The organism is Agromyces agglutinans (assembly GCF_009647605.1).
Lineage (GTDB): Bacteria > Actinomycetota > Actinomycetes > Actinomycetales > Microbacteriaceae > Agromyces > Agromyces agglutinans.
On sequence record NZ_WJIF01000013.1, the window covers coordinates 63929 to 82434 of the forward strand.

19 protein-coding genes are annotated in these 18506 nt (G+C 71.1%); 18 read left to right on the plus strand and 1 reads right to left on the minus strand.

The features are described from left to right. The first annotated feature begins 1 nt into the window (after nucleotide 1). From GE115_RS16655 to GE115_RS16720, 14 genes are all read left to right on the plus strand, one after another. A complete protein-coding gene (locus tag GE115_RS16655) occupies nucleotides 2-769 on the plus strand; it encodes an ABC transporter ATP-binding protein (RefSeq protein WP_312855291.1) in 768 nt (255 codons plus the stop codon). Further along, on the plus strand, nucleotides 766-1494 hold the full coding sequence (locus GE115_RS16660) for an ABC transporter ATP-binding protein (RefSeq protein WP_312855292.1): 729 nt from the start codon (nucleotides 766-768) through the stop codon (nucleotides 1492-1494). Before GE115_RS16655 ends, GE115_RS16660 begins: the two co-directional genes overlap by 4 nt. Further along, nucleotides 1494-2369 carry a branched-chain amino acid ABC transporter permease gene (locus GE115_RS16665; RefSeq protein WP_153685886.1) on the plus strand — a complete coding sequence of 292 codons (876 nt, stop codon included), beginning with the start codon at nucleotides 1494-1496 and terminating at the stop codon, nucleotides 2367-2369. The genes GE115_RS16660 and GE115_RS16665 overlap by 1 nt, the downstream gene beginning before the upstream one ends. After that, nucleotides 2366-3514 carry a branched-chain amino acid ABC transporter permease gene (locus tag GE115_RS16670; RefSeq protein WP_153685887.1) on the plus strand — a complete coding sequence of 383 codons (1149 nt, stop codon included), beginning with the start codon at nucleotides 2366-2368 and terminating at the stop codon, nucleotides 3512-3514. The genes GE115_RS16665 and GE115_RS16670 overlap by 4 nt, the downstream gene beginning before the upstream one ends. A 69-nt stretch (nucleotides 3515-3583) precedes the next feature. Further along, nucleotides 3584-4330: a 3-hydroxybutyrate dehydrogenase gene (locus GE115_RS16675; protein WP_153685888.1), complete on the plus strand. Its 747-nt coding sequence runs from the start codon at nucleotides 3584-3586 to the stop codon at nucleotides 4328-4330. Continuing rightward, complete coding sequence (locus GE115_RS16680; RefSeq protein ID WP_246190858.1) at nucleotides 4327-5265, plus strand: alpha/beta hydrolase; 939 nt, start codon at nucleotides 4327-4329, stop codon at nucleotides 5263-5265. The genes GE115_RS16675 and GE115_RS16680 overlap by 4 nt, the downstream gene beginning before the upstream one ends. Further along, nucleotides 5262-6044: a CoA transferase subunit A gene (locus tag GE115_RS16685; protein WP_153685890.1), complete on the plus strand. Its 783-nt coding sequence runs from the start codon at nucleotides 5262-5264 to the stop codon at nucleotides 6042-6044. The genes GE115_RS16680 and GE115_RS16685 overlap by 4 nt, the downstream gene beginning before the upstream one ends. A 2-nt stretch (nucleotides 6045-6046) precedes the next feature. Next, the gene (locus GE115_RS16690; protein WP_172979991.1) at nucleotides 6047-6691 is read left to right on the plus strand and encodes a CoA transferase subunit B; all 645 of its coding nucleotides are present in this window, start codon (nucleotides 6047-6049) and stop codon (nucleotides 6689-6691) included. Nucleotides 6692-6827: 136 nt separating this feature from the next. Then, the gene (locus tag GE115_RS16695; protein ID WP_153685891.1) at nucleotides 6828-7925 is read left to right on the plus strand and encodes a YihY/virulence factor BrkB family protein; all 1098 of its coding nucleotides are present in this window, start codon (nucleotides 6828-6830) and stop codon (nucleotides 7923-7925) included. 183 nt (nucleotides 7926-8108) lie between these two features. Next, complete coding sequence (locus tag GE115_RS16700; protein WP_153685892.1) at nucleotides 8109-8798, plus strand: hypothetical protein; 690 nt, start codon at nucleotides 8109-8111, stop codon at nucleotides 8796-8798. 70 nt (nucleotides 8799-8868) lie between these two features. Next, nucleotides 8869-9999, plus strand: a complete 1131-nt coding sequence (gene ispG / locus GE115_RS16705) for a flavodoxin-dependent (E)-4-hydroxy-3-methylbut-2-enyl-diphosphate synthase (protein WP_153685913.1) — start codon at nucleotides 8869-8871, stop codon at nucleotides 9997-9999. A gap of 67 nt (nucleotides 10000-10066) precedes the next feature. Then, entirely contained in the window at nucleotides 10067-11044 is a 978-nt protein-coding gene (locus tag GE115_RS16710; RefSeq protein ID WP_153685893.1) for a hypothetical protein, read from the plus strand. 104 nt (nucleotides 11045-11148) lie between these two features. Further along, nucleotides 11149-11328, plus strand: a complete 180-nt coding sequence (locus tag GE115_RS16715; protein WP_153685894.1) for a hypothetical protein — start codon at nucleotides 11149-11151, stop codon at nucleotides 11326-11328. 35 nt (nucleotides 11329-11363) lie between these two features. Then, nucleotides 11364-13130: a proline--tRNA ligase gene (locus tag GE115_RS16720; RefSeq protein WP_312855293.1), complete on the plus strand. Its 1767-nt coding sequence runs from the start codon at nucleotides 11364-11366 to the stop codon at nucleotides 13128-13130. Between the two features lie 3 nt (nucleotides 13131-13133). Here GE115_RS16720 and GE115_RS16725 read toward each other — a convergent pair whose 3' ends face one another. Then, nucleotides 13134-13943, minus strand: a complete 810-nt coding sequence (locus GE115_RS16725; RefSeq protein WP_153685895.1) for a DUF1206 domain-containing protein — start codon at nucleotides 13941-13943, stop codon at nucleotides 13134-13136. A gap of 252 nt (nucleotides 13944-14195) precedes the next feature. Here GE115_RS16725 and GE115_RS16730 point away from each other — a divergent pair, with 252 nt between their 5' ends. The 4 genes from GE115_RS16730 to GE115_RS16745 form a co-directional block, all read left to right on the plus strand. Then, complete coding sequence (locus GE115_RS16730; RefSeq protein WP_153685915.1) at nucleotides 14196-16223, plus strand: PhoX family protein; 2028 nt, start codon at nucleotides 14196-14198, stop codon at nucleotides 16221-16223. A gap of 142 nt (nucleotides 16224-16365) precedes the next feature. Further along, nucleotides 16366-17364: a transcription termination factor NusA gene (nusA, locus tag GE115_RS16735; protein WP_153685896.1), complete on the plus strand. Its 999-nt coding sequence runs from the start codon at nucleotides 16366-16368 to the stop codon at nucleotides 17362-17364. A 43-nt stretch (nucleotides 17365-17407) separates the two neighbouring features. Then, nucleotides 17408-17653, plus strand: a complete 246-nt coding sequence (locus GE115_RS16740; RefSeq protein WP_153685897.1) for a YlxR family protein — start codon at nucleotides 17408-17410, stop codon at nucleotides 17651-17653. An 87-nt stretch (nucleotides 17654-17740) separates the two neighbouring features. Beyond that, nucleotides 17741-18506 (plus strand): translation initiation factor IF-2 N-terminal domain-containing protein (locus tag GE115_RS16745; RefSeq protein ID WP_312855294.1); only part of this gene is annotated, 766 nt, incomplete at its 3' end.

Sequence of the window (18506 nt, forward strand, 5' to 3'; positions counted from 1 at the left end):
CGTGGCCGGCCTCGTCGCCGACGACGCCGTGCTCGAGCTCGAGCGGGTGGGCCTCGCCATCGGGGGAGCCCGCATCCTGAAGGAGGTCTCGCTGGCCGTGCCGGCCGGCGAGCTCCTCGGGGTGATCGGCCCCAACGGCGCCGGCAAGACGACGCTGTTCAACGTCGTCTCGGGGGTCGTACGGCCCACCGAGGGGCGCGTCGTGCTCGACGGCCGCGACGTGACGCGCGAACCGGTCCACCGGCGGGCCGCCGCCGGCCTCGGCCGCACCTTCCAGACCTCGAGCCTGTTCCCGGCACTCACCGTGCTCGAGAACGTGCGGCTCGCCGCGCAGGCGGACCTCGGCGCCGCGGCATCCGTCTTCCGCACCCCGCGACCGACGGATGCCGCGACCGAGCGGGCCCGCGACGCGCTCGCCGACGTCGGCCTCGCGGACGCGGGCGACCGCCTCGCCGGCGGGCTCGCCCACGGCGAGAAGCGCAAGGTCGAGATCGCGATGCTCATCGCGATGGAGCCGCGCGTCATCCTGCTCGACGAGCCCATGGCGGGCGTCGGTTCGGCCGACGTGCCCGCGCTCGCCGAGGTGATCCGCGGCCTGCACCGCGGCGGCCGCACCGTGCTCATGGTCGAACACCACCTCGACGTCGTCCTCGGCCTGGCCGACCGGATCGCCGTCATGCACCACGGCGAACTGCTCGCCGTCGACACCCCGGAGGCCGTGATGGCGAACCCGACCGTCCAGTCCGCCTACCTCGGGGAGGGGATGTGAGCGAGTCCTCGCCGGCCCAGCCCATCCTCACCGTCCGCGGCCTCACCGGACGCATCGCCGGGCAACTCGTGGTCGAGGACGTCTCGTTCGACGTCGCCGCGACGGGCGTCACCGCGCTGCTCGGCCGCAACGGCGTCGGCAAGACGTCGACCATACGATCCATCCTCGGCCTCATCGACCGCACCGGCGAGATGAGCCTCGCCGGGACCCGCATCGACAGGCTGCCGACGCATCGGATCGTGCAGCTCGGCGTCGGCTACGTGCCCGAGGATCGCGAGGTGTTCGGCGGCCTCACCGTCGCCGAGAACCTCCGCCTCGCCGAACGGGACCGCTCGCCCCGCCGCGACGAGGTGCGCCGACTCTTCCCCGACCTCCACGACCGGCGCGACCAACGCGCCGGAACGCTCTCCGGAGGACAGCAGCAGATGGTGTCGCTCGGCCGCGCGCTCGTGAACGAGAACCGGCTCCTGCTCGTCGACGAGCCGACGAAGGGGCTCGCGCCCAAGATCGTCGACGAGGTCGCGGTCGCGCTCGCCGAGGCGGCGAAGACCGTGCCGATCCTGCTCGTCGAGCAGAACCTCGCGGTCATCCGCGCTCTCGCGCACCGCGCCGTGGTGCTCTCGGGCGGCCGGGTCGTCTACGACGGCGAGGCCTCCGACCTGCTCGACGACGAGGCGATGCTCCGGCGCCACCTCGGCGTGCACGACGCGGGGGAGGCGGCCTGATGGACACCGTCGTCCTGCTCCTCGTCACCGGGCTCGGCCTCGGCGCGCTCTACTTCCTCGTGGCGAGCGGCCTCTCGCTGATCTACGGGCTCATGGGCGTGCTGAACTTCGCGCACGGCTCGTTCCTCACCATCTCGGCGTTCCTCGGCTGGGAGGTCGGGCGTCGCGTGTCCGACGGCACGTGGCTCGGGCTCGGGCTCTCGGCCCTCGTGGGCGTCGCCGTCGGCGCGATCGTCGCCGCCGCGACCGAGTTCCTCATCATCCGCCGCCTCTACGAGCGACACATCGAGCAGGCGCTCGTCACCGTCGGGCTCTCGCTCGCGAGCGTCGCGCTGTTCGAGGGGATCTGGGGCACCGACCCGATCTACACCGAGCGCCCCGACTGGCTCACCGAGACCACCACGGTCCTCGGCGCCCGGATCCCGAACGACCGCTTCCTGCTGATCGCGTGCGCGGTGCTCGTGCTCGGCGGCATCGTGCTGTTCCTGCACCGGACGCGGTACGGGCTCATCATCCGGGCCGGCGTCGAGAACCGGCACATGGTCACCGCACTCGGCATCGACGTGCGCCGCGCGTTCACGCTCGTGTTCGCGATCGGCGGGGCCGCCGCGGGCCTCGGGGGCGTGCTCGCGTCGGTCTACTACGGCTACGTGTCGGCTCACCTCGGCAGCGTGCTGCTGATCTTCGCCTTCATCGTGACGGTGATCGGGGGGCTCGGCTCGCTCACGGGCGCCGCGATCGCTTCGGTGCTCGTCGCCGTGCTCCAGCAGTTCGCCAACTTCTACCTGGCCGGCACGGGCGACTTCGTCGTCGTCGTGGCGCTCGCCGCGGTGCTGCTCGTGCGCCCGCGTGGACTCCTCGGGAGGACGACATGACGCAGGACGACCTGACGGGCTCGACCGGCGCGACCGGCACCGGCGCGCCCGCGCGCGCCTCGCGCCGGCGGTGGTTGCTCGTCGGCGGCGGACTCGTGGCGGTGGCCGCCCTCGCGGTACTGCCCCTGCTCGCGATCGACGTGCCCGGAGTACTCCCCGGACCCACGTACACGCCCGGCACGCTGCAGTTGCTCGCGTTCGCCCTGCTCATCGCGGCGCTCGCCCTCAGCTACCGGATGCTGTTCGGCCTGGCGGGGCTCCTCTCGTTCGGACACGCGCTGTTCTTCGCGGCGGGCGCCTACGGGCTCGGCATGGCCCTCGACGCGTTCGCACCGAGCGACTTGCCCTCGGGCCTGGCATTCACGGCGGCGATCGGGGTGACGCTCGTCTTCGGGCTGGTGCTCGCCCTCACGGTGGGCGCCCTCGCGCTGCGGGTGACCGGCATCTCGTTCGCCATGGTGACGCTCGCGTTCGCCCAGGCCGGCTCGGTGCTGATCCGCCGCAACCCCGAGCAGGCGACCGGCGGCGACGAGGGGCTCGCGCTCGACATCACGCACGTGCCCGAGGGGCTCGTCGGCGTCGTGCACACGCGCAACCTGTACTGGATGGCCCTCGGCGTGCTCGTGCTCGTGTACCTCGTGGTGCTCTGGGTCGAGCGCAGCCGCGCCGGCCACGTGGCCGAGGCGGCCCGCGAGAACGAGCTGCGCGTCCGGGTGATCGGCGTGCGGCCGTACACCGTGCGCCTGCTCGTCTTCGTCGTCGCCTCGGTGCTGGCCGCCGTCGCAGGCATGGGCTACCTGCTCCTGCAGTCGGGCGCGGCTCCGCGGATCGCGACCGCCGACTTTACGCTCACGATCCTCGTGATCGTGGTGCTGGGCGGCGTCGGCTATCGCTGGGGCGCGATCGTCGGCGGCATCGTCTACACGCTGCTCGACCAGCGCCTGACCGCGCTCGCCGGGTCGCCGGCGATCGAGGCGCTGCCCGACGTGCTGCGGATCCCGCTGTCGGAGCCGCTGTTCATCCTCGGCACCCTGTTCGTGCTCGTGGTGCTCTTCCTGCCGGGCGGCATCGCCGGCCTGCCCGGGCGCATCCGCACGGGCCGGCGCAGCCATCCCGCCGAACCCCTGGAGACGACGGATGCCTGAGCGCGGGCCCGTCGCCCATTCCCTGAACGTTCCCGACGTTCGCACCTTTCCCATCGGAAGGACCCACGCATGACCGACCTCACGGGGCGCAGAGCCCTCGTCACCGGCGGCGCCGGCGGCATCGGCCTGGCCATCGCCGAGGCGTTCGCCGCCGCGGGCGCCCACGTGACCATCGCCGACCTCGACGGCGCGGCGGCCGAAGCCGCGGCCGATCGCCTGGGTGGCACCGCCTGGACCGTCGACCTCGCCGACACCGCCGGGCTCGCCGAACTCGCGCTCGACGCCGACCTGCTGGTCAACAATGCGGGCCTGCAGCACGTGCGCCCCATCGAGGAGTTCGAGCCCGACCGGTTCTCGCTGCTGCTGCGGGTCATGCTCGAGGCGCCGTTCCTGCTCATCCGGGCGGCCCTGCCGGGCATGTACTCGCGCGGCTTCGGGCGCGTGATCAACGTCTCGAGCGTGCACGGCCTGCGCGCGTCGCCGTACAAGTCGGCGTACGTCGCGGCCAAGCACGGCCTCGAGGGGCTCTCGAAGGTCACTGCGCTCGAGGGCGGCGCGCACGGCGTCACCTCCAACTGCATCAACCCGGGCTACGTGCGCACGCCGCTCGTCGAGAAGCAGATCGCCGACCAGGCGCGGCTGCACGGCATCCCCGAGGACGAGGTCGTGCCGCGGATCATGCTCACCGAGTCGGCGGTCAAGCGCTTGGTGGAGCCCGCGGAGGTCGCGAGCCTCGCCCTCTGGCTCGCTGGCGACGACGCGCGCATGGTGACCGGCGCGAGCTACACGATGGACGGCGGATGGAGCGCGAGATGACGACGTACGAAGCGGTCCGGGTGCCGGTCGCCGGCGGCGAGCTCGCCGCGGGCGACTGGCGGGCGGATGCCCCGGGCCCGGCCCTGCTCGCCGTGCACGGCATCACGGCGAACCACCTCGCCTGGAGCCTTGCCGCGGAGACCCTGCCGGGCACGCGTGTGCTCGCACCCGACCTGCGCGGCCGCGGCCGAAGCAGCGGGCTGCCGGGGCCGTACGGACTGGTCGACCACGCCGACGACCTCGCGCGCGCGCTCGACGCCCGAGGCATCGATCGCGCCGTGGTGGCCGGCCACTCGATGGGCGGGTTCGTCGCCGTGCGGCTGGCCGAGCGCCACCCCGACCGGGTCGAGTCCCTCGTGCTCGTCGACGGCGGCCTGCCGCTCGAGCCGCCGCCCGGCATCCCGGCCGAGGAGGCCGCGAAGGCGGTACTGGGACCTGCGCTCGCGCGCCTCTCGATGCGGTTCGCGTCCCCCGAGGCGTATGTCGACTTCTGGCGCGACCATCCCGGCGTCGGCCCGTACTGGAACGACGCGGTCGAGGCGTACGTGCGCTACGACCTCGACGGCGAAGCGCCCGAGCTCCGGTCGTCGGCCCGCCCCGAGGCGATCGCGGTGAACGCGCTCGAACTCGACGGCTCGGCGGGCTACGCGGCCGCGCTCGCCGCCCTCGACGTGCCGATCGAGTTCCTCCGCGCGGAGCGCGGCCTGCTCGACCAGCCCGAGGGTCTCTACGCCCCCGGCATCCCCGAACAGTGGGCCCTCCGTCTTCCGACGCTCCGCACACGGGAGGTGCGCGACGTCAACCACTACAGCATCATCATGACTGCAGGAGGACTCGTCCACGTCATCCCCGTGATCGAGGCCCACGTCGCCGCGGCCACCGCCGCGGAGACATCCGCACCGCCCGCCCACGTCGACAAGGAGGTCGCATCATGACACTCGACAAGACCGTGCCGTCCGCCGCCGAGGCGGTCGCCGACATCCCGCGCGGGGCATCCCTCGCGGTCGGCGGCTTCGGCCTCTGCGGCATCCCATCGGTGCTGATCCAGGCGTTGCTCGAGCGGCGCGTCGGCGACCTCTCCGTCGTCTCGAACAACTGCGGCGTCGACGACTGGGGGCTCGGGCTGTTGCTCGGCGCCGGCCTCATCCGCAAGATGACCTCCTCGTACGTCGGCGAGAACAAGGAGTTCGAGCGGCAGTACCTCTCGGGCGAGCTCGAGCTCGAGCTCACCCCGCAGGGCACGCTCGCCGAGAAGCTGCGCGCCGGCGGCGCCGGCATCGCCGCGTTCTTCACGCAGACGGGCGTCGGCACGCAGGTCGCCGAGGGCGGCCTGCCGCGCCGCTACGCGTCCGACGGCAGCATCGCGGAGGCCTCGGCGCCCAAGCCCGTGCAGACGTTCACGGTGCGCGGCGAGGAACGCGAGTTCGTGCTCGAGGAGGCGATCACGACCGACTTCGCGCTCGTGCACGCGCTCCGCGGCGACCGGCATGGCAACCTCGTGTTCGACAAGTCGGCGCGCAACTTCTCGCCGCTCGCGGCGATGGCCGGGCGCGTCTGCGTCGCCGAGGTCGAGGAGCTCGTCGAGCCCGGGGCGATCGACCCCGATTCGGTGCACCTGCCGGGCATCTTCGTCGACCGTGTCGTCGAGGTGGGCCGCGACATCGAGAAGCGGATCGAGCGCCGAACCGTGCGCGCGGCCGGAGAGGGGAACTGACCATGGCGCTCACCCGCTTCGAGATGGCCGCGCGCGCGGCGAAGGAGCTGGCCGACGGCTCGTACGTGAACCTCGGCATCGGGCTGCCGACCCTCGTGCCGAACTACGTGCCCGCCGCCGTGACCGTCGTGCTGCAGTCCGAGAACGGCATCCTGGGCGTCGGGCCGTACCCGACCGAGGACGAGGTCGACCCCGACCTCATCAACGCCGGCAAGGAGACCGTCACCGTGCTGCCGGGCGCCGCGTTCTTCGACTCGGCGACGAGCTTCGGCATGATCCGCGGGGGCAAGGTCGACGCCGCGATCCTCGGCGCCATGCAGGTGTCCGCGACGGGCGACCTGGCGAACTGGATGATCCCGGGGAAGATGGTGAAGGGCCCCGGCGGCGCGATGGACCTCGTGCACGGCGCCCGCCGGCGCATCGTGCTCATGGAGCACGTGGCGAAGGACGGATCGCCCAAGATCGTGCGCGAGTGCTCGCTGCCGCTCACCGGCAGGGGAGTGGTCGACCGGATCATCACCGACCTCGCCGTCATCGACGTGACCCCCGACGGGCTGCGCCTCGTCGAGCTCGCGCCGGGCGTGAGCGCCGACGAGGTCGTCGCCGCGACCGAGCCGCCGCTCGACACGTCGGCGGTCACCGGGTAGGAGCACGAGCGCGGCCGGCGGTCGCGGCCGGCAGCACCGCGCAGGGTACGTCCTCGGCTCCCCGAAAGCCAGACCCTGCCGTTCGCCGAGGGATCGACCGAGCATGGAGCATCCGAGCACCATACGGAGGCGACCAATGGCCCAGACGCGAGCGAACGAGGAGCGCGAGCAGGACAAGCGCGCACCGGCGGCGGAGGATCCGCGCAAGCCCGACTCGCCGCCGGAGGTGAGCAAGCGCTCCTGGCTCTACGTCCTGCGCAAGACCTACCGCGAGTTCATGTCCGACCGGTGCACCGACCTCGCGGCCGCGCTCACCTATTACGGCGTGCTGGCCCTGTTCCCCGGCCTGCTCGCGTTCGCGTCGCTGCTCGTGCTCGTCGGCCAGGGCGGACGGGCCGTCGAATCGCTGCTCGCGGTGTTCGAGGGCATCGTGCCCTCCGATGCGCTCGAGATGATCCGCGGCCCGCTCGAGGAGTTCGCCTCCTCGCCAGCCGCAGGGCTCGGCTTCGTCACCGGTCTCCTGGTCGCGATCTGGTCGGCCACCGGCTATGTCAGCGCCTTCGGCAACGCGATGAACCGGATCTACGAGATCGAGGAGGGGCGCCCATTCTGGAAGCTGCGCCCGATCCAGCTCCTCGTCACCGTCGTGTCGCTGGTGCTCCTCGTCGTCGTCGCCATCATCCTCGTCGTCTCCGGCCCCGTGACCGACGCGATCGGCGAGGCGCTCGGCCTCGGCGAGGCCGTGAAGATCGTGTGGGAGATCGCGAAGTGGCCGGTGCTGGCCGTCGTTGTGGTGCTGATCATCGCGATCCTGTACTACGCGACACCCAACGCGAAGCAGCCGAAGTTCCGCTGGATCAGCCTCGGCGCCGTCGTCGCGATCATCGCCCTGGTGATCGCCTCGGCCGGGTTCGCGCTGTACGTCGCGAACTTCTCGAACTACGACCGCACCTATGGCTCCTTCGCAGGGCCGATCGTGTTCCTGCTCTGGCTGTGGATCGCGAACCTCGCGCTGCTGTTCGGCGCCGAGTTCGATGCCGAGCTCGAGCGCGGGCGGCAACTGCAGGCCGGCATCGAGGCCGAGGAGCGCATCCAGTTGCCGCCGCGCGACACGAGGAAGATCGACAAGGCCCAGGAGCAGGAGCAGAAGGACATCGAGCTCGGCCGGCGCATCCGTGAGGAGCACGCGAGCGAGCAGCAGCAGGAGCGGCGCGAGGAGGACTCGGGGCGCTGACGGCATCGGGCGGCGATCTCCCCCCGGGCGGGCGTTGCCGGATCGTGATGCGCTGCGACGGCGGCCTGTTCGCGGCGCCGCCAGAATGGGGAGCGAGCCGCTCGCGCGGATCTCATTCGAACCAGGAGACCGATGTCCCGAACGCTCCGCGCCGGCGCCCTCACCGCCGCCGTGATCTCGCTCATGCTCGCCCTCACCGGATGCTTCGGCCCGGCGCCGGCGTCCACGGACGCCGCGTCGCCGTCGCCCGCGCCGACCGCGGCGCCGACGCCGACGCCCGACCAGGTCGACCCGTTGACCACGGTGACATCGCTGGTCGCGCGGCCCGAATCGGTCGAGCTTCGCGACGCTGAGGGAACCGTCGTCGCATCCCTGGATTACCTCGCACCGGCTGGGCCGGCCATCGAGACGCTGAGCCGGGTCTTCGGAGCCCCTCCGATCGACGAGGAGCACAGCGGCAACAATCATTTCCCGCCGAACACGGTGCACCGATGGGGCGGCTTCGAACTGTGGGAGAACCGCTTCGTCGATCGCTGGGCGGACTTCGCGGCCGAGCCTCGAACACTGCATCGGCCGAGCTATTCCGTCGTGTTCACCGAATCTGCACTGGCGGGAATCGCTCTGACGACCATTCAGGGTGTCCAGGCGGGCACATCGTGGACGGATCTCGAGGCGATGCCCGGGTTGCAGGTGAATCCGAGCGGATGCTCGGGTCCCTACCTCGATTACATCGAACGTGACGAGACGTGGGGTGACGGGAGCGTCCACAAGGTGCGGATCGGTGTGGATTTCGTCGACTGGGGCAACTGGGAGGCTCCGGTCACCGTCACGAGGGTCCGGGCACCCATGCCGATCTACGACGGCTGCGCCTGACGCACCCGCTCGCAGCCGGCGTCCATCCGCGCGGAAGTAGACTCGACACGTGCCTGCTGTGAATCTCGGAATGCCGAAGGTCCCCGAAGTCCTGGCTCCCCGACGGAAGTCCCGCCAGATCAAGGTGGGCAAGGTGCTCGTCGGTGGCGACGCCCCCGTGAGCGTGCAGTCGATGACGACGACGCCGACGACGAACATCAACGCGACCCTCCAGCAGATCGCCGAGCTGACCGCCTCCGGCTGCGACATCGTGCGCGTGGCGGTGCCGAGCCGCGATGACGCCGAGGCGCTGCCGATCATCGCGAAGAAGAGCCAGATCCCGGTCATCGCCGACATCCACTTCCAGCCGAACTACGTCTACGCCGCGATCGACGCCGGATGCGCCGCGGTTCGCGTGAACCCGGGCAACATCCGCAAGTTCGACGACCAGGTCGGCGAGATCGCGCGCCGCGCGAAGGAGGCCGGCGTCTCGCTGCGCATCGGCGTCAACGCGGGCTCGCTCGACCCGCGCCTGCTGCAGAAGTACGGCAAGGCGACGCCCGAAGCGCTCGTCGAGTCGGCCGTCTGGGAGGCGAGCCTGTTCGAGGAGCACGACTTCCACGACTTCAAGATCTCGGTCAAGCACAACGACCCCATCGTCATGGTGAAGGCGTACCGCACGCTCGCCGAGCGGGGCGACTGGCCGCTCCACCTCGGCGTCACCGAGGCCGGTCCCGAGTTCCAGGGCACGATCAAGAGCGCCACGGCGTTCGGCATCCTGCTCGGCGAGGGCATCGGCGACACCATCCGGGTGTCCCTCTCCGCGCCGCCCGCACAGGAGGTGAAGGTCGGCCTGCAGATCCTGCAGTCGCTGAACCTGCGCGAGCGCAAGCTCGAGATCGTCTCCTGCCCGTCGTGCGGGCGTGCGCAGGTCGACGTGTACAAGCTCGCGAACGACGTCACCGACGGCCTCGAGGGCATGACGGTGCCGCTGCGCGTGGCCGTCATGGGCTGCGTCGTCAACGGGCCGGGCGAGGCCCGCGAGGCCGACCTCGGCGTGGCATCCGGCAACGGCAAGGGCCAGATCTTCGTCAAGGGCGAGGTGATCAAGACGGTGCCCGAGTCCGAGATCGTCGAGACGCTGATCGCCGAGGCCAACCGCATCGCCGACGAGATGGGCACGGATGCCGCGGTCGGTTCGCCGACCGTCGTCACCGCCTGACCCGGCGTGATGGGATCGTGATGACCCGCGCCCGCGTCCTGTTCGAGGCATCCGATACCGTCATGGCGTGACCCGTCGCGTCCCCGCCGCAGCGCTCGCTGCAGGATCCGTTCTCTTGCTCGCCGCTTGCACGTTGCCTGGCGCATCCGCCGAGGCACCTGCTCCGACGTCCGCCGCGCCGATGGCAGCCCCGAAGGCGACCCCCGAAGCGGTGAGCACAAGGTTGTTCGACGGCGACTGCGACGCTGTGCTTTCGCCGGAGGAGGTCTCCACGGTCACGGGACTGGTCGTCGCGCGGCAAGCGGTCACGCCTCTCGACGATATGGGGGGCGGGCACGCCGCCGTCGCTGCGCTCGGAGGGGTGCACTGCATGTGGCTGGCGGCGGATCAAGGCTCCGTCGTCAGCGTGACGGTCATTCCGGCGTCGCAGGCCGGCGACGAGGTCGCCGCGCAGAGCGCGAGCCAGCCCTACTGCTACGGGGCGGCCTGCTCATTCAGCGTGACCGTCGGCGAAGACTGGGTCGCGGGTGTCGTTTACACCGCGGACGGCATCGATCCGGCGGACGCCGCCGACCAGCTCGTCGCACTGATCGCACCGCGGGCGGCCGAGCAACCGCATGACTTCGCGCCGCTCGAAGCTGCGACCCGGGTGGACTGCGCGACGCTCGCGGCTGATCTCGACCTGCCCGCGCTCCTGGGCGTCGAAGGCGTGACCCTCGTCGACGGCAACGGTCCGGCCGAGGCCGGACCGGGAGTCTACGGGGCGATGGCCGCGATTGGGCAGGGTGGATGCCTGACGGACGGTGCCCCGCACATCGAACTGAACGTCCTGCCGACGGGCGGGTGGCTTCTCGGCGTTGTTCCTCCCGGTGAGTCGACCGGCGTGCCATCCGGCACGGGCCTCACGATCCGTTCGTGGACCGACGCCGCTGGGCGAGCGGTCGCCTTCGTGTCTTTCGACGGAGCGCTCGCCCAGGCGTCGTCCGACCAGGTTCCGCTCGACACGCTTATCCGGATCGCCCAGGGTGTCGCCGGGGCGGTCTGACCATCGCCATGGCCTGACCCGCCCTGCTGACAGCGCGTCGTCGCGCGAGTAAGGTGACGGCACCGAGGGATGCCCCGGACGCGGCATCCGGTGAGGGGGCGACGGTGAGCGGCGACGGATACGAGTACCCCGACGAAGCGGGATATCCCGACGGCACGGGCATGCTCGACGAGGGTACCGGCGGTGGTGCCGGCCGCGAGGCGCGTGACGATGAGGCGGATGCCGTGGCGTCCGAACTCGACGAGTTCGCGATGAGCGACGAAGAGGACGACGAGGAGGTCTGACCGGCCCGGCATCCGCCGCTCACTAGAATCGTCGGGTGCCCACACGTCTGACGAACTTCTTCCTCCGCACGCTCCGCGAAGACCCCGCCGACGCCGAGGTCCAGAGCCACCGGCTGCTGGTGCGCGCCGGCTACATCCGCCGCGCCGCGCCGGGTATCTTCACCTGGCTGCCGCTCGGCCTGCGGGTGAAGGCGAAGATCGAGCGCGTCATCCGCGAGGAGATGACGGCGGCCGGCGCGCACGAGGTGCACTTCCCGGCCCTGCTGCCGCGCGAGCCGTACGAGGCATCCGGTCGTTGGACCTCCTATGGCGACGGTATCTTCCGGCTGCAGGATCGCAAGGGCGCTGACTACCTGCTCGCGCCCACGCACGAGGAGATGTTCACGCTGCTCGTGAAGGATCTCTACTCCTCGTACAAGGAACTGCCGCTCACGATCTATCAGATCCAGGACAAGTACCGCGACGAGGCTCGGCCTCGCGCGGGCCTGCTGCGAGGCCGCGAGTTCACGATGAAAGATGCCTACTCCTTCGACGTCACCGACGAGGGTCAGGACGCCTCGTACATGGCGCAGCGCGACGCGTACGAGCGCATCTTCCAGCGGCTGGGCCTCGAGTACGTCATCGTCGCGGCCGACAACGGACTGATGGGCGGCGCCCGCAGCGAGGAGTTCCTGCACCCGACCCCCGTCGGCGAGGACACCTTCGTGCGATCGGCGGGCGGCTACGCGGCGAACGTCGAAGCGTTCACGACCGTGGCGCCCGATCCGATCCCGTTCGACGGGCTCCCCGCGCCCGTCGTGCTGGACTCGCCGAACACGCCGACGATCACGACGCTCGTCGACCTCGCGAACGCCGAGTATCCGCGCCCCGACGGGCGGGAGTGGACCGCGGCCGACACGCTGAAGAACGTCGTGCTCGCGCTCACCCAAGTCGACGGGACCCGCGAGGTCGTCGTCGTCGGCATCCCGGGCGACCGCGAGATCGAGGCCAAGCGGGTCGAGGTGGCGTTCGCGCCCGCCGAGGTCGAGGCCGCCACGGAGGCGGACTTCGCGAAGCACCCCGGACTCGTCAAGGGCTACATCGGCCCGTGGTCGGAGGGCGGCGCCGTGCTCGGTGCCGAGTCGACCACCGGCATCCGCTACTTCATCGACCCGCGCGTGGTCGACGGCACCGAGTGGATCACCGGCGCCAACCTCGACGAGAAACACGTGTTCGGGCTCGTCGCCGGCCGCGATTTCACCGCCGACGGCGTCGTCGAGGCCGCGAACGTGCGCGAGGGCGACCCCGCGCCCGACGGCTCGGGCCCCGTCGAGCTCGCACGCGGCATGGAGATCGGCCACGTGTTCCAGCTGGGTCGCTTCTTCGCCGAGACCCTGGGGCTCAAGGTGCTCGACGAGAACGGCAAGCTCGCGACCGTCACGATGGGCTCGTACGGGATCGGCGTCACGCGCATCCTCGCGATCATCGCCGAGCTGAACAACGACGACAAGGGCCTCGTCTGGCCGGCCTCAGTCGCGCCGTTCGACGTGCACGTCGTCGCCACCGGCAAGGACCAGGCCGCCTTCGACGCCGCCGAGCGGGTCGTCGCCGATCTCGAGGCCGAGCGGTACGAGGTGCTGTACGACGACCGTCCGAAGCTCTCTCCCGGCGTGAAGTTCGCCGACGCCGAGCTCATCGGCGTGCCGAAGATCGTGATCGCCGGCCGCGGCGTCGCCGACGGCGTCGTCGAGGTGTGGGACCGCCGCACGGGCGAGCGAACCCAGGTGCCGATCGACGGCGTGGTCGCCGCCCTGCGGGGCTGACCTTCAGAGTCGTGCGTACCGCGCACGGGCGAAGCAGTACGCGCCGTAGATCATGATCCCCGCGCCGACGAGCCAGAGGATCACCTGGCCGAACGGCAGCTCGGCGAGGCTCTTGAGCGCGGCGTCGAGGCCGCCGGCCTTCTCGGGATCGTGGGTGATCGCGGCGACGACGAACAGCACGCCGACCACGGCGACGGCGATGCCCTTCGCCACGTATCCGACGACGCCGAACACGCGGATACCGTCGCCCACCTTGCCGGGCGGGATCGCGAGCTGCTTCTCGAAATCCTTTCGCGCGCCTCGCACGACGAAGGCGACGCCCACGCCGACGGTGACCAGGCCGACCAGCACGAGCAGTACGACGCCGCCGGGGTTGGCGAGCAGTTCGGCGCTGAACGCCGTGGTCGACTGCGACGAGTCGGAGCTGCCGCCGAGCGCGGAGACGAGGGCCGTGGCGGCGATGGCGAAGTAGGCGATCGCGGTGCCGACCTGCTTGATGCGCCGCCCCCATCGCGTCTTCGCGTCGGGGTCGCGCTCGAGGAACGCCTCCACGATCTGCCAGATCCCGAGCGCCGCGAGCCCGATGACGATCACCCACAGCACCAGCACGCCGAACGGCACGCGCGAGATCTGCTCCATCGCACCGCCTTGGTCGGCCTCGCCACCGCCGGAGCCGACGGCGATCGAGATGGCGATGGCGCCGATGATCAGATGCACGATGCCGAGGACGACGTAGCCGATGCGGGCGAGCGTGCGAAAGATGCGCGAGTTCTGGGCGGCGTTCGCGGTCGCCTTGAGCGTGTCGGGTGTCATTCCGGTCATGCTATTGAGCGACCGCTCCGGCGTCGCCCCCTTGCGGAGGTACTGGGGCTGACGGTAGCGGGGCGGAACGGATGCCGCGGCCGGCGCCGGCCGACCCTTCACGTCGCGGGAACCTTCCGTTCACCCGATCGGCCCCTCCGCGTCACCTGGCGGGTCGACGCTCGGATCGACCACGACTCCGTTCGTCGACCGTGAGGATCCGAAGTGACGCTCTCCGACCAGCGCCCCGCGCGCATGCTGCCCATGTCGAACCACGTCAGCGGCAAGCGTTCCGCCGTGACCTGCCAGCTGAAGTGCGCGAACGCGTGCCTCGGCCCCGAGTGCAACACCTCCGACAACCCGCACTTCCGCGACATCGCCTCGGCTGCACTGACGCGCCGTTCGGTGCTCGGCCTGGGCGTCGCGGGCGCGATCGGCCTCGTGATCGCCGAAGCGGCCGGCGGCGCCGGTGCTCCGGCCGCGTTCGCGGGCGGCGGCCGCGGGCGCTCGGCGCTCGCGTTCGACCCGATCGCCCCGGTGAACCGGCTCGTCGACGAGTTCACGGTCCCGCAGGGCTACCAGTGGGCGCCCGTCATCCGCTGGGGCGACCCGCTGTTCTCGTCGACGCCCGCCTTCGACCTCGCGGCGCAGTCGCCCGAGGCCCAGGCCGGCCAGTTCGGCTACAACAACGATTACCTCGACATCCTCGCCGACCCGAGCGGCAAGACGGGCGTGCTCGTCACCAACCACGAGTACGTGAACCCGAACATCATGTTCGCCCCGACCGACGACCCCGCCGAGAAGCAGCGGCGCGGGGACATCTGCAAGGCCGCGCAGGGCATGGCCGTGGTCGAGCTGCGCCGACGCCGCGAGGGCGAGCCGTGGCAGTACCAGGTCGACGGGCGCCGCAACCGCCGCATCACCGTCGAGACCGTCTTCGAGCTGACCGGGCGGGCGGCGGGCTCCGACCTCGTGAAGACCGCAGAAGACCCCGAGGGACGCTGGGTCAAGGGCACGCTGGGCAACTGCGCCGGCGGCACGACTCCCTGGGGCACCGTGCTCTCGGGCGAGGAGAACTTCAACGGGTACTTCGCGTGGGCCGCCGACACCCCGCAGCAGAAGCGCTACAGCGGCTCGTCGACGACCTCGACCGAGACGGGCTGGGAGGCGTACGACCCGCGGTTCGACGCGCACAACCCCGACTTCGTCAACGAGCCGAACCGCTTCGGCTACATCGTCGAGGTCGACCCCGAGGACCCGACCTCAACGCCGCTGAAGCACACGGCGATGGGCCGGCTCAAGCACGAGGGCGCGAACGTCATCATCGCGCCCGACGGACGCGTGGTCGCCTACATGGGCGACGACGAGCGCAACGACTACCTCTACAAGTTCGTCTCGAGGGACCGCTATCGCGGCGGCAAGGGCCACGGCGCCCGCCGGAAGAACATGCGCCTGTTGAGCGAGGGCGACCTCTACGTCGCGCGCTTCACGGGCAACTCGCCGGTCGCCGAGATCACCGGCACCGGTGCGCTGCCGAGCGACGGCCGCTTCGATGGCATCGGCGAGTGGGTCGCGCTCACGCGCGACGGCGAGAGCGTCGTGCCGGGCATGAGCACGGAGGAGGTGCTCGTCTACACCCGGCTCGCGGCCGACGCCGTCGGCGCCACCAAGATGGACCGACCCGAGGACGTCGAGCCCAACCCGAAGACGGGCAAGGTCTACGTCGCGCTCACGAACAACAGCAACCGCGGCTCGTCGTCGCCGGTCGACGAGGCCAACCCGATCACCGGCAACCGCTACGGCCACGTGCTCGAGCTCACCGAGACCGACGGGCAGGCGGGGCGGACCTTCGGATGGAGCATCCTGCTGCTCTGCGGCGACCCTGCCGTCACCGGGTACACCTACTTCGCGGGCTTCCCGAAGGAGCTCGTGTCGCCGATCTCCTGCCCCGACAACCTGGCGTTCGACTCCGAGGGAAACCTCTGGATCTCGACCGACGGCCAGCCCGGCACCATCGGCTTCAACGACGGCCTGTTCAAGGTGCCGCTCGAGGGCCGCGAACGAGGCCACGTGCAGCAGTTCCTCTCGGTGCCGCGCGAGGCCGAGACCTGCGGTCCCGTGATCCACGACCGCGAGGGACTCGTGTTCGTGGCGGTGCAGCACCCGGGCGAGAACGGCTCCATCGGAGCACAGACCTCGCTGTTCCCCGACTACGGCTCGACCGCTCCGGGAACGGCGGCGGCGCCGCGGCCGTCGGTGGTGCAGGTCTGGTCGAGCGACCGGCGAAGCTGACGACCACGCCGGGACCGCGCTCGCGCGTTCGACCAGGCCGGGACCCCGCTCCCGCGGTCCCGGCCGGTCGCTGCATCCGCTAACGTGGGAAGGTCCGCAGCGAGGGGATGCGGCATGAGAGCTGAATAGAGGAGAGCCGGCGATGGAAATCGACCTCAGTGTGCTTCGCATGATGGAGCGCGAGAAGGAGATCCCGTTCGACGAACTGGTGCAGATCATCGAACAGGCCATCCTGATGGCGTACCTCAAGCACACCAACCCGGCCCAGCACGGCCACGCGAACCCGAACGGTGCACGCGCGCACCTCGACCGCAAGACCGGGCACGTCTCGGTGTACGTTCCCGAACTCGACGAAGAGGGCGAGGTCATCGGCGAGGTCGAAGACAGCCCCAGCGACTTCGGGCGCATCGCGGCCTTCGCGGCCAAGCAGGTCATCAACCAACGCCTGCGCGACCTCGCCGACGATGCCGTGCTCGGCGAGTTCCGCGGGCGCGAGGGCGACATCGTCGCCGGCGTGATCCAGCAGGGTCCCAACCCGCGCATGGTGCACATCGACCTCGGCACGGTCGAGGCGATCCTGCCTCCCGAAGAGCAGGTCCCCGGCGAGGAGTACCCGCACGGGCAGCGGATCCGCGTGTACGTCACGAGCGTCGCGAAGGGGCTGAAGGGTCCGTCGATCACGGTGTCGCGCACGCACCCCGCGCTCGTGCGGAAGCTGTTCGCGCTCGAGGTTCCCGAGATCGCGTCGGGCGTGGTCGAGATCGTCTCGCTCGCGCGCGAGGCCGGGCACCGCTCGAAGATCGCGGTGCGGGCCAACCAGCCCGGCGTCAACGCGAAGGGCGCGTGCATCGGCGAACTCGGCCAGCGCGTGCGCGCGGTCACCGCCGAGCTCGGCAACGAGAAGATCGACATCGTCGACTGGTCCGACGACCTCGCGACCTTCGTCGCGTCGGCGCTGTCGCCCGCGAAGGTCACGAGCGCGTTCGTCATCGACGAGTCGCTGCGCGCCGTGCGCGCGCTCGTGCCCGACTACCAGCTGTCGCTCGCGATCGGCAAGGAGGGCCAGAACGCCCGCCTCGCCGCGAAGCTCACGGGCGCCAAGATCGACATCCAGCCCGACTCGGTGCTCGACCAGGCCTGAGTGCGCGGGCGTCGTCCCGACCGGGCAGCGCCGGAGGTGTAGGATGGAACCCGTCAGAACGTGCATAGGCTGCCGTTCGCGCGCCCCGCGATCCTCACTTCTGAGGGTCGTCCTCCGAGAATCCCGAGTCGTCACCGATGCGTCGGCGGCTCTTCCCGGGAGGGGTGCGTGGCTGCATCCGACGCTGGAGTGCTTCCGGCTCGCCGAGCGGCGACGCGCTTTCGGGCGTGCGCTCCGCACTCGCGGGGAGCTGGACACCAGCGAAGTAGAGAACAGGCTGAACGGCTGATGGATCACTCATGAGTGGCTCGAAATGAGTCCCGTCCGTTAATCACGGTCTGCCCCTGTCCGGGTGCAGGCCCGGAACAGGAGAGTTGTGGCTGCCAAACCACGCGTACACGAGATCGCGAGCGAGATCGGGGTCGACACCAAGGTCGCCCTCGAGAAGCTCAAGCAGATGGGCGAATACGTCAAGGGCCCGTCGTCGTCGATCGAACCCCCCGTCGCCCGCAAGCTGAAGGCTGCGCTCGAGGCCGACGGTTCAGTGGGCAAGGCGGCGCAGGCCGCTGCGCCCTCGGCGGCGCCCGCGCGCCCCGCCGCACCCAAGCCCGGACCCAAGCCTCCGGCCGCCGCGCCGAAGCCCGAGGCCGCTGAGGCGGCGCCGGTCGCCGACGCGCCGATGACGGTCGCCGAGCGCCAGGCGCAGGCCGAGAAGGCCGCCGCTGAGAAGGCGGCCGCTGAGAAGGCGGCCGCGCAGCAGGCGGAGTCCGCCGCGCCGGCCGCAGAGGCCGCTGCAGCATCCGATGCCGTGAAGCCCGCCTCCGGGCCCAAGCCCGGCGGCGCCGCACCGCGCCCCGGCGGGCCGAAGCCGGGCGGCGCCCAGCCGCGCCCGGGCAACAACCCGTTCTCGAGCTCGCAGGGCATGGGCCAGCGCCCGGCCCAGCCGCGCCCGGGCAACAACCCCTTCTCGAGCTCGCAGGGCATGGGCCAGCGGCCCTCGCCGGGCAACATCCCGCGCCCGCAGGCTCCTCGTCCCGGCGCTCCGCGCCCGGGCGCCCCGCGTCCCGGCGGCTTCCGTCCGGGCGCACCCGGCGGTGCCGGTCGTCCCGGCGGCGCAGGTCGCCCCGGCGGCCCCGGTCGTC

Bases quoted from the DNA above. Each gene is read 5' to 3' on its own strand.
- GE115_RS16665 (WP_153685886.1), top strand. From the start codon at position 1,494: ATGGACACCGTCGTCCTGCTCCTCGTCACCGGGCTCGGCCTCGGCGCG.
- GE115_RS16670 (WP_153685887.1), top strand. From the start codon at position 2,366: ATGACGCAGGACGACCTGACGGGCTCGACCGGCGCGACCGGCACCGGC.
- GE115_RS16675 (WP_153685888.1), top strand. From the start codon at position 3,584: ATGACCGACCTCACGGGGCGCAGAGCCCTCGTCACCGGCGGCGCCGGC.
- GE115_RS16680 (WP_246190858.1), top strand. From the start codon at position 4,327: ATGACGACGTACGAAGCGGTCCGGGTGCCGGTCGCCGGCGGCGAGCTC.
- GE115_RS16685 (WP_153685890.1), top strand. From the start codon at position 5,262: ATGACACTCGACAAGACCGTGCCGTCCGCCGCCGAGGCGGTCGCCGAC.
- GE115_RS16690 (WP_172979991.1), top strand. From the start codon at position 6,047: ATGGCGCTCACCCGCTTCGAGATGGCCGCGCGCGCGGCGAAGGAGCTG.
- GE115_RS16695 (WP_153685891.1), top strand. From the start codon at position 6,828: ATGGCCCAGACGCGAGCGAACGAGGAGCGCGAGCAGGACAAGCGCGCA.
- GE115_RS16700 (WP_153685892.1), top strand. From the start codon at position 8,109: ATGCTCGCCCTCACCGGATGCTTCGGCCCGGCGCCGGCGTCCACGGAC.
- ispG (WP_153685913.1), top strand. From the start codon at position 8,869: ATGCCGAAGGTCCCCGAAGTCCTGGCTCCCCGACGGAAGTCCCGCCAG.
- GE115_RS16725 (WP_153685895.1), bottom strand. From the start codon at position 13,943: ATGACACCCGACACGCTCAAGGCGACCGCGAACGCCGCCCAGAACTCG.
- GE115_RS16730 (WP_153685915.1), top strand. From the start codon at position 14,196: ATGTCGAACCACGTCAGCGGCAAGCGTTCCGCCGTGACCTGCCAGCTG.
- nusA (WP_153685896.1), top strand. From the start codon at position 16,366: ATGGAAATCGACCTCAGTGTGCTTCGCATGATGGAGCGCGAGAAGGAG.
- GE115_RS16740 (WP_153685897.1), top strand. From the start codon at position 17,408: ATGGAACCCGTCAGAACGTGCATAGGCTGCCGTTCGCGCGCCCCGCGA.